Genomic DNA, 12,875 nt, shown 5'->3' on the forward strand with positions numbered 1-12,875 from the left:
ATGCCGGCATCGAACGAGTGGGAGTCCATAATAGATACGATGGCTAAAAAGGATGCGACCGTAGCTGCGGAATACTCGATCACCGACGCCCAAGAGGCGGCGTCGCTTGAGGCACGCCATCGTCACCGTATGTACGCGCTCAAGATGACTCTGCGCGTCATTTGCTTCCCGCTCGGCGGTATCATCGCCTACTACGGGAACCTATGGGTGGGCCTTGGTCTTCTACTGTTCGCTACCGTGATCCCCTGGTTCGCCGTCGTGAGCGCGAACGCGATCCAGCCTTCCGACACCGCTGACCCCACGTGGGCAGATCAACAGGCACCTACTGAGTTGCCGAGCACCTACGTCGAAGACCAAGAGGATAAGGCCTCCGAACAGGTCATCCAGGTTCATAGCGAGCAACACCAACGTTCACAAGCGGCTGGAAACAACGATGCGGGGCATGCCTGATTATGGATGTGCTCGGTTTTCTATCAGGTCAGCACAAAGACGATGATGCAGCGGCGCAGGAAGCCTCAAAACTCACGTGCTCCCGCAAAGGCTGTAAGGCGGAAGCGAGCTATGTGCTGGAGTGGAACAACCCGAAGGTCCACTCCCCTGACCGCCGCAAACAATGGCTTGCGTGCAATGAGCACCGCGAGTATCTCAGCGAATTCCTCAACGCTCGCCTATTCCTCAAAAACGTTGTCCCTGTAGCGACATTGTACACAGCGCAGCTGCACGCCTCGAATGAAGACTCAGCGACTCAGAGGGAGGAGCCCTAGGTGTATAAGTTTTTAGCTTCCACTCGCTGGATCGGCTGGCTTCTGATGGTCCTGTTCTTCGCAGCGATTTGCGCTGGGTTGAGCTGGTGGCAGTGGGACCGCCGGGCCGATGTCGCGCAAACGAACCGGCTCATCGAACAGAACTGGAACGCTACCCCGATCGAGCTAGCCCCTGATAGCCCGTGGCTTGAGTCCCTGCCAGAAGACAAGCAGTACACTCCGGTTAGGCTCGAGGGCCGCTACCTGAGCGATCAACAGCTCATGGTGCGTATGCGTTCTGGCAACGGTCGGGTCGGTATGGAGCAACTGGTTCCATTCGAAACCAATGACGGCGTGATCCTCGCTGTTGACCGCGGTTGGATGCCCAACGGCGACGGCCCTGACCAGCACCCCGACAACGTGCCTGCACCTCCCCGAGGCGAGGCGAGCATCGTGGTTCGTTTGGTGCGTGGTGAACCTAATATTGGCAGGGATGCCCCTGCCGGGCAGATCGCCTCAGTTGATCTGGTTGGGGCCGCCCAGCTGACGGGACTGGATATCGCCCCGGGCGCCTACGGTTGGCTTGCTTCGGAAGAGCCGAGCGTTGAAACTCCAGCGCTACTGCAAGAGCCGTCCGAAGACGAAGGCATGCATTGGTCCTATGCCTTACAGTGGATGGCTTTCGGCCTCTTGTTCTTCATCGGTTTCGGATATGCGGCACGACAACAGGCCAAAATCAACGCTGAACGCAAGCAAGCCCAAGCCGCCGGTGCTACAGGGGCCGATGGCGAGGGCACGTCTGAGCCGATGTTCCAGGCCCGGCGGGTGGCTCAGAAGAAACAGCGCCGCCCGCGCCGTGACGGTTCGGCACACGATGAAGACATCGAAGACGCCTACCTCGACGCGCAAGGTTATGAGGATGAAACTCCCCTAGCCGAACCGCAACGAGAAGACCACACGTGGATGTCGGATAAGACCTAGCCCTCCGTTCAAGAGCTAGGCGTCCGTTCAAGAGCAAACGCATCCAGTTGTTTCTTCTCTATGCTAAGGAAACGAGCTCGAGGTATTCGTCGTTGAACAAGTCCTCGGTGCCATCTGGCAAGAGCAGGACCCGTTCAGGGTTGAGCGCGGCTACCGCTCCCTCATCGTGGGACACCAGAATCACCGCACCCTCATAGGTGGCCAGCGCACCGAGGATCTGTTCACGGGAGGCCGGGTCAAGGTTGTTGGTGGGCTCGTCCAGGAGCAATACGTTCGCATGCGATGCCACGATCATCGCCAAAGCTAGGCGGGTTTTCTCGCCACCCGAGAGTACGCGGGCCGGTTTGTCCACGTCGTCACCGGAGAACAAGAACGAACCAAGAATCGAGCGGACTTGTGCATCCCCGAGGTGGCTCGGTGCGGTGCGGCGCATGTTCTCCAACACGGTTTTCTCGCCATCGATCGTGTCGTGTTCCTGAGCGAAATAACCGATCTTGCATCCATGCCCGTAAACGACCTGCCCAGAGTTCGGTTCGTCAACCCCGGCGAGCAGGCGCAGCAGCGTGGTTTTACCGGCACCGTTGAGACCCAACACGACCACACGGGAACCACGGTCGACCGCAAGATCCAGGCCAGTGAAGATCTCGAGCGAACCGTAGGAACGGCTCAAACCTTCCGCTGAGATAGGAACTTTCCCGCACGGGGCCGGGTCCGGGAAGCGAAGGGCCGCAACCTTATCGGCTTGCCGTTCAGGCTCGATGCCCCGCAGCATGCGTTCCGCACGTTTGATCATGGACTGCGCCGCCACAGCCTTGGTCGCTTTAGCACGCATCTTATCTGCCTGAGCTAACAACGCCGAGGCCTTCTTTTGAACGTTGGCGGCTTCACGGCGGCGGGCCCGCTCGTCGGTTTCCCGCTGTTCCAGGTATTTCTTCCACCCGAGGTTATATTGGTCGATCGTGGCACGGTTGGCGTCCAGGTGGAACACCTTATTCACAACCGCTTCCAGCAAGTCCGTATCGTGGGAAATGATCACGAACCCGCCCTCATAGGCCTGTAGGAATTCCCGCAACCAGATGATCGAGTCTGCATCCAAGTGGTTGGTTGGCTCGTCCAATAGCAACGTGTCGGCTTGTGAGTACAGGATGCGGGCAAGCTCAACACGGCGGCGTTGACCACCCGAGAGCGTGCCGATCGGTTGCGCCAAGACCCGCTCAGGTAGGTCGAGGTTATTGCAGATGGTTGCCGCTTCCGATTCGGCCGCATAACCTCCCGCGGCTAAAAACTGGGCCTCCAAGCGGTCATAGCGGCGCATCGCCTTCTGCGCAATAGCCGGGTCATCACTCGCCATCTGTGCTTGCGATTCACGCAACTTGGTTATGACGCTATCGAGGCCACGAGCCGATAAGATGCGGTCGCGAGCCAGCTGCTCCATATCCGGAAGATGGGTGTCCTGCGGAAGATAGCCGATCTCTCCGCGGCGTTCGATGGTGCCCTCGGCCGGGAGCCCCTGACCGGCCAACACCTTCGTTAACGTTGTTTTGCCCGCGCCGTTACGCCCCACTAAGCCGATCTTGTCTCCGCGGTCAACCCTGAACGAGACCTCGTCCATGAGCAGGCGCGCGCCCACGCGCAGCTCCACATTGTCCACGGAAATCAAGACAACCCCCAATACGGCTGAAAACGAACTTTCCTAGTCTACCCAGGCGTTAGCACGAAAACGCTGTGCCCCTCACCGCGCGGGCACCTTCACGCGTGGCTTCCTCATCGCTGCTAGTTAAAACTGTGCGGGGTTGAGCACCTTTCAGGTGCTCAACCCCGCACAGTTGTAGCTCAAGCGAGAGACTCTAGATAACGCTCTGCTTAGATGTTGAATCCGAGCGCGCGCATCTGGTCGCGGCCGTCTTCGGTGATCCGCTCAGGACCCCAGGGCGGCATCCACACCCAGTTCACGCGGTATTCGTCAACCATGGTGCCAATAGCGGAGTCGATCTGATCTTCAATCACATCGGAGAGCGGGCAGGCCGCCGTGGTGAGCGTCATGTCGATCACGAGCGCACCCTCGTCGTCATATGCCATGCCGTAGAGCAACCCGAGGTCAACCACATTGACGCCAAGCTCCGGGTCAATCACCTCATGCAACGCCTCGGTGACATCCTCGATGGGTGCCAGATCTTTTGCGTTCTCAGCCATGAGGGATCACGCCTTAGCGAGGTACTTGTCGTACCCCTCTTCTTCAAGCTTGGTAGCGAGCTCTGGGCCGCCCTGATCAACCATGTGGCCGTCAACGAACACGTGCACAAAGTCAGGCTTGATGTAGTTCAGGATGCGGGTGTAGTGCGTGATCAGCATGACACCCATGTTGTTGCTTTCCTGGACACGGTTCACACCTTCGGAAACGATGCGCAGAGCATCGACGTCCAAGCCGGAGTCGGTCTCGTCAAGTACCGCGTACTTCGGCTTGAACAGTTCCATCTGGATGATTTCTGCGCGCTTCTTCTCGCCACCTGAGAAGCCTTCATTGATATTGCGGTTCGCGAACTCTGGATCCATCTTGAGCGCTTCGAAAGCACTCTTGACGTCCTTAGCCCACGTGCGTAGCTTCGGTGCCTCGCCGTCGAGTGCAGTCTTGGCGGTACGCAGGAAGTTCGTCATAGTGACACCCGGCACCTCGACTGGGTACTGCATCGCGAGGAACAATCCGGCCTTAGCGCGCTCATCAACTTCCATCTCCAAAACGTCCTCACCGTCGAGGGTGATGGAGCCGCCGGTCACGATGTAAGACGGGTGGCCTGCGATGGTTGCAGCGAGCGTGGACTTACCGGAGCCGTTAGGGCCCATGATCGCGTGGGTCTCACCTGGCTTGATGGTCAGGTTGACTCCTTTGAGGATTTCCTTGAATCCCTGATCGGTCTCGATGCCGACCTTCAGGTCTTTGATTTCAAGAGTGTTCATGAAAAGTCGATTCTCCTTATGAGAAGTGAAGGTCAGTTATCGTTGACGGCCAGCTCGGCCTCGATGGTCGTGTTGAGGGAATCCTCAATCTCTGGAACATCGATCTTCTGGATGATTTCGTTCAGGAAGCCACGGACCACCAAGCGGCGCGCCGTTTTCTCGTCGATACCGCGGGCCATGAGGTAGAACAGGTGCTCGTCATCAAAGCGACCCGTGGTTGCCGCGTGGCCTGCACCTTCGATGACGCCGGTCTCGATTTCGAGGTTCGGCACCGAGTCGGCGCGTGCGCCTTCGGACAGCACGAGGTTACGGTTGGCTTCGTAGGTTGTGGTGCCTTCACCGGCAACCGGGATGAGGACGTCGCCAACCCACACCGAGTGCGCACCGTCGCCCTGCAACGCACCCTTATAGAGGGCATCGGACGTGCAGTTGGCGGATGCATGGTTGATGAACAGGCGGTGTTCTTGGTGCTGGCCCGCGTCGGTGAAGTACAACCCGTAGACGTAGGCTTCGCCTCGTTCACCCGCGAAACGTACCGATGGCGTCAGGCGGACCAGGTCTCCACCGAAGGTCACCACCACGTGCTTGAGTTTGGCCTCAGCGCCGAGGCGTGCCTGCATGTTCGCAGCATGCACGGCGTCGCCTTCCCAGTTCTGTAGCGAAACGATGGTCAGCTCAGCGCCGTCCTTGACGTCGTATTCGATGTGCTGGGTCAGAACCGCCGAACCTACGTGGTCAAACACGACGGTTGCCTTGGAGCCGGGCTCGGCTACAACCGTGATGTGCTGGCCTGCCGGGTCCTGATGCTCACCACGTAGCGTGAGCTTGGTGACGAGCCCGTCGGTTTCAGCGGGAACTGTCACGAGATCCACGTGTTTGGCGGCTGCGTAGGCGTTCGCCGAGAGCCGGTCTTCTGGCTCCATGAAGGAAACGGCCGCGTGATCCTGGGCGACCTGTTCGATGCGGACCTCGCCGGTACCGGTGAGGACCTCTTGGTTCAGGCTCGGTGCAGTACCTGTCAGATCATCCTTGTGGAGGCCTTTCAGGCGGCGCAGTGGGGTGAAGCGGAAATCCTCTTCACGGCCGGTGAGCTGCGGGAAGTCTTCAACGTTGAAGCTCGTGGCGCGGCCGGCACGCGAAGAATCGTTAGCGCCGCCCCAGCCCTCGGCTGCCCCGCCGTGGGAGTGGCTCTTCACGGCAGCCCCTGCGATGGGGCTACCGCCGTGAGCCTGATCAGCGTTCATCGGGGATAGGTCTTCGCCTTCCTCCGTGAAGCCCGCGATCAGTGGTGCGCCCTGTGGACGCTGTGTGGAAGTCGTCTCAGACATATCAGCCAACAGATCCTTCCATCTGAAGTTCAATTAGACGGTTGAGTTCAAGCGCGTACTCCATCGGGAGCTCGCGGGAGATCGGCTCGACGAAGCCGCGAACGATGAGCGCCATCGCTTCGTCTTCAGGAATACCGCGGGCCATGAGGTAGAACAGTTGGTCTTCGGAAACCTTCGAAACTGTGGCTTCGTGGCCCATCTGTACGTCGTCCTCACGGATGTCGATGTACGGGTAGGTGTCCGAACGCGAGATCGTATCGACCAAGAGCGCATCACATTCGGTGTTGTTCTTGACACCGTGGGCACCTTCACGCACCTGCACGAGGCCGCGATAGCCGGAGCGGCCGCCGTTACGGGCGATCGACTTCGCGACGATCGAGGACGAGGTGTTTGGTGCGATGTGCACCATCTTCGAGCCGGTGTCCTGGTGCTGGCCGGCACCAGCGAACGCGATCGAAAGGGTCTCGCCGCGGGCGTGTTCACCAGTGAGGTAGACAGCCGGGTACTTCATGGTGACTTTGGAACCGATGTTGCCATCGACCCATTCCATGACCGCGCCTTCTTCGCATACTGCGCGCTTGGTGACGAGGTTGTACACGTTGTTCGACCAGTTCTGGACGGTCGTGTAGCGAACGCGGGCACCCTTCTTCGCGATGATCTCAACCACAGCGGAGTGCAGGGAGTCCGACTTATAGATCGGGGCCGTGCAGCCTTCAATGTAGTGAACGTAGGAATCCTCGTCAGCGATGATGAGGGTGCGTTCAAACTGGCCCATGTTCTCCGTGTTGATGCGGAAGTAGGCCTGCAGCGGGATCTCGACGTGTACACCCTTCGGGACGTAGACGAAGGAACCGCCGGACCACACTGCGGTGTTGAGTGCCGCGAACTTGTTATCGCCAGCTGGGATCACGGTGCCGAAGTACTCTTCGAAGAACTCCGGGTGCTCTTTCAAAGCGGTGTCAGTGTCAAGGAAGATGACACCTTGTTCTTCAAGGTCCTCGCGGATCTGGTGGTAGACAACCTCGGATTCGTACTGGGCGGCAACACCGGCTACGAGGCGGTTGCGTTCTGCCTCTGGGATACCAAGCTTTTCGTACGTGTTGCGGATATCTTCTGGAAGGTCTTCCCAGGTTTGGGCCTGGCCTTCGGAAGCACGGACGAAGTACTTGATGTTGTCGAAGTCGATGCCGGAGAGGTCTGGGCCCCAGGTTGGCATCGGTTTGCGTTCAAAGTACTTCAGTGCGCGCAGACGCCTGTTGAGCATCCATTCGGGTTCGTCCTTCTTAGCCGAGATGGAGCGCACGCGGTCTTCGTCGAGGCCACGCTCTGCGTCCTGTCCGGCGGCGTCGGAGTCAACCCAACCGTATTCGTAGTTACCAATACCCTCGAGTTCCGGGTTCGCCTCGAGGATTTCGGCGATTACACCTGGATCCTTTGCGCTAGGCGCCTGTTGATCCGTCATCGCGTCCTCTTCTCTGCTGGCACTCGCCAGCGTCGGGTCACTGATGTTTGTTCCAATGAGATGTTTTCCTCTGACGCCGATACCAGTGCTCGGCGTCTGCGCCCAGATACGCTGTCAACGTTGAGCGCGCGAGTTGCCATTGCGGTACAACGGTGGCGGTGTGGGATTTATTCCGCCCCGCAGCCCAAAAAACTGAATTACCGAAGTTAACTGTTGCGTTATTCGGCATCTGCGTCAACTAAGCCACACCTCAGTTCATTCATGGGATATACCTACCGCGATCCGCTGTGCTGGCGACCACTATGCTCGCGATTCGCTGTGGTCACGATCCGTCATGCGCTGTCCAAGGCCTACTTATCACCCGATGGGCGCCGCGGCCCAGCCACGCGGGTGACTTTCTCCCGCGGAACGGGCGTACCCCTACCGGCAGAGCCGCGCTCAACAGGCACGTGGGTGGTGCAGACGTGCCCGCCGGCCGCCATCGTCGACAACCGCCGCACATCCACACCTAAGACCCGCTGGAACATTTCCGTTTCCGCATCACAAATCGCGGGCACCGCCGCTGCGATATCCACCACCGGGCAGTGAGCCTGGCAGATCTGTTTAGCCCGCATCGGGGTCCTGCCGGCAGGGATCGAGACGTCCCGTGTGAATCCCATGTAGCCGTCGGCGGCGAGCGCGCGGGCTAGTGCCTCGATGCGCTCGGGCCCTTTTTCGGTGCCTTCAAGCATCGCGGTGTAGCGGGCTTCTTGTTCGAGTGCGAGTTCGCGTGCGAACTCTTCTACTGCGCGTTCCCCGCCTAGTGCGTATAGACGGGATATGGCTTTGATCGCTACATCCGCGTTTCGGGAGCCCCACTGGGATTGGCCTTGTGGGTTGACCACGTAGTGGCGTGCGGGGCGTCCGGCTCGGGATGGCTTGTGCCCCATCTCTTTGACTTCGATGAGGCCTTCTTCTTCGAGTTTGTCGAGGTGGCGGCGGATCGCGGCTGCGGTGTGGCCTAGTTCTTTGCCGAGTTTGGCCGCGGTGATGGGGCCGTTCATCATGACGCTATGCAACACGCGGTCGCGCGTGGATTCTTCCGGGGCAAGGTGCGGCTCGCGTTCAGCGGCCCCATCCCGCGTATCGCGATCAACAGCATCGTTGCTCGTCTGGGCAGAGTTGCTAGCTTGGGCAGAGTTGCTGGACTGAGCAGAGTTGCTGGACTGGGCAGACATGAACGTTTGCCACCTTTCCTCGTTGAGGGTTAACGCAACTGTCCACCATCGTAACTACTCGATCCGGGATCGCGCGCGTGGCTCGATACGATGGCACCGTGGCCCAACATCATTTACCCCAGGTTTCCGCGCCCGAAACGCAGGCTGCGGATGTTGCCCTCGAGGTTTCGGGGCTTGCGAAAACTTTCGGTTCGAAAACCCGCCCTATCAAGGCAGTTCAAGGCGTGTCCTTCACCGCGACGCGTGGGCAGGTGACGACCCTGCTCGGAACGAACGGTGCAGGTAAATCCACAACACTCGCGTGCTGCCAGGGCTTGCAAAAGCCTGACGCCGGAAAGATTTCTTTGCTGGGCCAGAACCCTTGGGGTGCGTCTGCCACATTGCGCTCCCGTGTAGGCGTCATGTTGCAAGACGGTGGACTACCACCAGCACAGACCCCACTACGTCTGCTCAAACACGTTGCGGGCCTGTTCCAGAATCCCCGCCCGCTGCCTGAGCTCATGGAGCAACTCAACATCGCGCACCTCGCGCGCCGCTCCATCCGGCGCCTCTCAGGTGGCGAGAAACAGCGGGTTTCCCTCGCGATGGCGATGCTGGGGCGGCCCGAAGTTCTCTTCCTCGATGAGCCAAGTGCTGGGCTTGACCCACAGTCACGCCTGCTTGTCTTCGACATCATCAAAGAACTCACAAGCGATGGCGCGGCGGTTGTTCTCACAACCCACCTGCTCGAAGAGGCCGAACGGCTCTCCGATTACATCCTCATCATGGACCGCGGACGCGTCGTGAAGCAGTCGAGTGTGTCTGACCTCTTAGACGCCGACTCAACGGCAAGCCTCAGTCTCACTCTCCCCGAGGCCGTTGACCTCGCACGCATCCTTGACCAAACCGGCGTGCACCTCACCGCAACCAACACAAGACCAGGCGCATGGACTATCGAGGATGTGACGGCTCCCCAGCAGCTGCGCGAACTAGCATCTGCGCTCGAGAAGGCAGACCTCATGCCCACCAGTATGCACCTGGGACGCCGTAGCCTCGAGGACGTTTTCCTTGAGGTCGCATCGCAATCCACCGAAGGCGAGGCCTGACATGACTACGACTGCAAGCCTTCCGGCTCCCGCGCTCACCCGGATCCTGCGCCATGCCGGCTACGAAACCCGGATCATCGTGACCAATGCGGAACAACTCCTGGTCTCCCTCATCCTGCCGCTACTCGCACTCGGGGCTCTGACCACCACATCGGTACTCGACGGCATCGCGGACACCCGCATCAACGCTGCAACCCCGGGCGTGCTCGCCCTCGCACTCGTGAGCGTGGGCTTCACTGGGCAAGCGATCCAAACCGGCTTCGACCGACAGTACGGCGTGTTGCGTGCGCTGGCCACAACTCCCCTCGGCAAGTCAGGGCTCATCCTCGGCAAGATCACGGCCGTCGCCATAGTCGCGTTACTCCACGTGGCCGTGCTCAGCACCGTCGCGGTGTTCCTCGGATGGCAACCAAAAGCAACCTTCGGATGGGCCGTTCTCATCGGGGTTCTTGGCGTCATCACATTCACTGCTCTGGGCCTGCTGATCGCTGGAACCGTACGAGCACAAGCAACGCTCGCCATCACCAACATCGGCCTCGTTCTGATCGCTGCGATCGGCGGCGTGCTCATGCCCCTGACCCGCCTGCACGATGCGCTCGCAGGTTTCGTACAGCTCTTGCCTTCCGCAGCGCTCGGCGAAGGAATGCGCGACGCGCTTGCACACGGCCACATCAACATCCAAGCCACGATCGTGCTCGCCGGGTGGGCCCTGATCCTCGTCGCGGCCGCAATACGCAACTTTAGGTGGGAGAATTGACGGTGCGGCATTGCGCTTCTTGATGATGAGCCTGCCCCATTCGAGCCCACAACCGAACCTCACACCGAGCCCCAGAAAGGAACCGTCATGACAGCGACCACCTCGTCGCCAACCCAGCCGACTGGCTCACAAGCCAGCGGCTACCAGCCGGTGACGAAAACCGCTCACGGTCTAGCAATCGCTTCCCTGATCTCACAGATCGGGATCATCGTGACCGGTGGTGCCGTCCGGTTGACCAAATCCGGCCTCGGTTGTTCAGAGTGGCCCAAGTGCACGCCTGAAACCATGACCCCTACCCCGGAAATGGGTATCCACGGTCTCATCGAATTCGGTAACCGCACCCTGACCTTCGTGCTTGCGGCGATCGCAGTCGCGATGATCGTTGCCGCGTGGCGTTCCCGCAAGGCTCACAAGAACATCTTCGTGCTGTCCTGGGCGCTTCTAGGCATCATCCCGGCACAGGCTGTGATCGGCGGCATGACGGTTCTCACCAAGCTCAACCCCTGGGTCGTCTCACTGCACTTCCTTGCATCCGCCGCGTGCGTGGCTCTCGCGGTTCTGCTCGTCAACCGCACCGGCCGCGCCTACCGCAACCCAGGCGTCGAAAGCTCTGTAGCCCTCAAGGAAAACGTGCCGTTCACTCCGCAGCCAGTGTTTGGCCCGCTGCGTGTGGTCGCAGCGACTGCGTGGGCTCTGGCCGCTTGGATCATCGTGATGGGAACTACCGTGACCGGCACCGGCCCGCACGCAGGTGACGAAAGCGCGCCACGACACACGTTCAACGCCCTCATCGTGACTCGGATGCACACCATCCCCGTCTACGCGATGACGTTGCTGATCATCGTTGGCCTTGTCATTGTGATGGGTCGCAACATCTCGAGCCTCAAGAACGCCTACCTCATGGCGATCGGCGTGATCCTCATCCAGGCAGGCATCGGCTATTGGCAGCACTTCTCAGGCCTTCCGATCGGCCTGGTTCTGGCACATATGCTCGGCTCGGCACTACTGCTCTCCGCGGTGACCAACGTGTGGGACCGCACCGTCAACTAGGTGGCACCAGCCGCACGGCAACACCAGCCAGGCGGAACCCAACCAAACGAAAGAGCCGCACTTCACTCAGCGAGTGAAGCGCGGCTCTTTCTGTAAGTGAAACTTGTTCTAGCCCAGAAGTGGCGAGCCGACGAACGGGTCGATCGCCAGGCCAATGAACAGAAGCGTGAGATACATGATCGAAAGGTGGAACACGCGCATCGCCTTGCGGTTGAGACTCTTCGCGCTGTGATCCTGTGCCGCCTCACGGTGGAGAATATGGGATTCCCAAATGAACCATCCACCCGAGGCCAGCGCAACCACTGTGTAGACAATGCCGGCGTCGCCCATCGGGATCAGCAACAGCGAGCACGCGACCGTAGCCCACGCATACACAACAACCTGCGCCGACACCGTGCGGCCTTGGGCCACAGCACCGAGCATCGGCACGTCAGCGCGTTCGTAGTCCTCCGAGTACTTCATGGACAGCGGCCAGTAGTGCGGCGGGGTCCACAAGAAGATGATGAGGAACAAGACGATGGCAGGCCATTCGATCGTGTTCTTCACGGCTGCCCACGCGATCAATACGGGCATGCATCCGGCGATGCCACCCCACACGATGTTTTGGGTGGTCTTGCGCTTAAGAATCAGCGTATAGAGGACCACATAGAAGAGGATTGCGGCAAGCCCCAACGCGGCAGTCAGAAGGTTGGTTCCAGCCCACAACACCGCGATCGAGGCAACACCTAGGATCCACCCGAACACCAGCGCGGCGCTCGGCGTGATTTCCCCGGTCACCAGTGGCCTGTTCTTCGTCCGGTTCATGACCTTGTCCATGTCCCGGTCGAAATAGCAGTTGAACACGCCAGCGCTACCGGCAGCCATCGCGCCACCGATATTGGTGGCCAGCATCGCAACTAGGTCCGGCCAGCCGCGTTGAGCGAAGATCATGGTCGGCAACGTGGTCACAAGCAACAGCTCGATCACGCGCGGCTTGGTCAGAGCCAAGTACGCTTTAGCCTTGCGCGAGAGGAAGACGCCACGCGTCTCGCCGGGCTGGCGCTGATGGCGCGGCACGGCGGGAGTAGACGTTTCCTGATGGCTCAAGGTGGACATTGACTGTTACCTCATGACGTTGGGTCGCGCCATACCACGGGGCGCAGTGATGCGGGGCACAGGAAGAGAGGATTCCTGCATTCTTCCACCTATTCTACCGCCCTATGCGCTCGATTCCCTGACATCTGCGGGTAGGCTTAGATACAGCCTCGATACGTCACCGATCATCAGCGTTAAGTGACCGTTCTGTTAGCGAGTAGTT

General features: G+C 59.8%; 13 protein-coding genes. 6 read left to right on the forward strand and 7 right to left on the reverse strand.

What is annotated here, in order from left to right; genetic code table 11:
* The first annotated feature begins 39 nt into the window (after positions 1-39).
* The 3 genes from HMPREF3175_RS03000 to HMPREF3175_RS03010 are packed head-to-tail and all read left to right on the forward strand — an operon-like array spanning position 40 to position 1,724.
* Positions 40-450, forward strand: coding sequence for a DUF3099 domain-containing protein (locus tag HMPREF3175_RS03000; protein WP_035755655.1), 411 nt, complete (start codon positions 40-42; stop codon positions 448-450).
* Positions 451-452: 2 nt separating this feature from the next.
* Positions 453-764 (forward strand): hypothetical protein, encoded by a 312-nt coding sequence (locus tag HMPREF3175_RS03005; protein ID WP_070490629.1) that lies wholly within the window; start codon positions 453-455, stop codon positions 762-764.
* The gene (locus tag HMPREF3175_RS03010) at positions 765-1,724 is read left to right on the forward strand and encodes an SURF1 family cytochrome oxidase biogenesis protein (RefSeq protein WP_070490630.1); all 960 of its coding nucleotides are present in this window, start codon (positions 765-767) and stop codon (positions 1,722-1,724) included.
* Between the two features lie 58 nt (positions 1,725-1,782).
* Here HMPREF3175_RS03010 and HMPREF3175_RS03015 read toward each other — a convergent pair whose 3' ends face one another.
* The 6 genes from HMPREF3175_RS03015 to HMPREF3175_RS03040 form a co-directional block, all read right to left on the reverse strand.
* Positions 1,783-3,336 carry an ABC-F family ATP-binding cassette domain-containing protein gene (locus HMPREF3175_RS03015; RefSeq protein WP_370991813.1) on the reverse strand — a complete coding sequence of 518 codons (1,554 nt, stop codon included), beginning with the start codon at positions 3,334-3,336 and terminating at the stop codon, positions 1,783-1,785.
* A gap of 251 nt (positions 3,337-3,587) precedes the next feature.
* Positions 3,588-3,917: a metal-sulfur cluster assembly factor gene (locus tag HMPREF3175_RS03020; protein WP_035755651.1), complete on the reverse strand. Its 330-nt coding sequence runs from the start codon at positions 3,915-3,917 to the stop codon at positions 3,588-3,590.
* A 6-nt stretch (positions 3,918-3,923) separates the two neighbouring features.
* A complete protein-coding gene (gene sufC / locus HMPREF3175_RS03025; protein ID WP_035755650.1) occupies positions 3,924-4,679 on the reverse strand; it encodes a Fe-S cluster assembly ATPase SufC in 756 nt (251 codons plus the stop codon).
* Between the two features lie 32 nt (positions 4,680-4,711).
* Positions 4,712-6,007: a Fe-S cluster assembly protein SufD gene (gene sufD / locus HMPREF3175_RS03030; protein ID WP_070490631.1), complete on the reverse strand. Its 1,296-nt coding sequence runs from the start codon at positions 6,005-6,007 to the stop codon at positions 4,712-4,714.
* A 1-nt stretch (position 6,008) separates the two neighbouring features.
* Positions 6,009-7,469: a Fe-S cluster assembly protein SufB gene (gene sufB, locus HMPREF3175_RS03035; protein WP_035755647.1), complete on the reverse strand. Its 1,461-nt coding sequence runs from the start codon at positions 7,467-7,469 to the stop codon at positions 6,009-6,011.
* A 350-nt stretch (positions 7,470-7,819) separates the two neighbouring features.
* Positions 7,820-8,686 (reverse strand): helix-turn-helix transcriptional regulator, encoded by an 867-nt coding sequence (locus tag HMPREF3175_RS03040; RefSeq protein ID WP_070490632.1) that lies wholly within the window; start codon positions 8,684-8,686, stop codon positions 7,820-7,822.
* A 98-nt stretch (positions 8,687-8,784) separates the two neighbouring features.
* Between HMPREF3175_RS03040 and HMPREF3175_RS03045 the strand changes: the two genes are divergently transcribed.
* The 3 genes from HMPREF3175_RS03045 (at position 8,785) to HMPREF3175_RS03055 (ending at position 11,578) form a co-directional block, all read left to right on the forward strand.
* Positions 8,785-9,771, forward strand: a complete 987-nt coding sequence (locus HMPREF3175_RS03045; protein ID WP_070490633.1) for an ABC transporter ATP-binding protein — start codon at positions 8,785-8,787, stop codon at positions 9,769-9,771.
* A 1-nt stretch (position 9,772) separates the two neighbouring features.
* Positions 9,773-10,528 carry an ABC transporter permease gene (locus HMPREF3175_RS03050; protein WP_070490634.1) on the forward strand — a complete coding sequence of 252 codons (756 nt, stop codon included), beginning with the start codon at positions 9,773-9,775 and terminating at the stop codon, positions 10,526-10,528.
* An 87-nt stretch (positions 10,529-10,615) separates the two neighbouring features.
* Positions 10,616-11,578 carry a COX15/CtaA family protein gene (locus HMPREF3175_RS03055; RefSeq protein WP_070490635.1) on the forward strand — a complete coding sequence of 321 codons (963 nt, stop codon included), beginning with the start codon at positions 10,616-10,618 and terminating at the stop codon, positions 11,576-11,578.
* A 108-nt stretch (positions 11,579-11,686) separates the two neighbouring features.
* On the opposite strand, the gene HMPREF3175_RS03060 is transcribed toward HMPREF3175_RS03055, so the two are convergent.
* Positions 11,687-12,673 (reverse strand): heme o synthase, encoded by a 987-nt coding sequence (locus tag HMPREF3175_RS03060; protein ID WP_083289367.1) that lies wholly within the window; start codon positions 12,671-12,673, stop codon positions 11,687-11,689.
* Positions 12,674-12,875: the final 202 nt, after the last annotated feature.

Source organism: Arthrobacter sp. HMSC08H08, assembly GCF_001807575.1.
In the GTDB taxonomy this organism is placed as follows: Bacteria; Actinomycetota; Actinomycetes; order Actinomycetales; family Micrococcaceae; genus Pseudoglutamicibacter; species Pseudoglutamicibacter albus.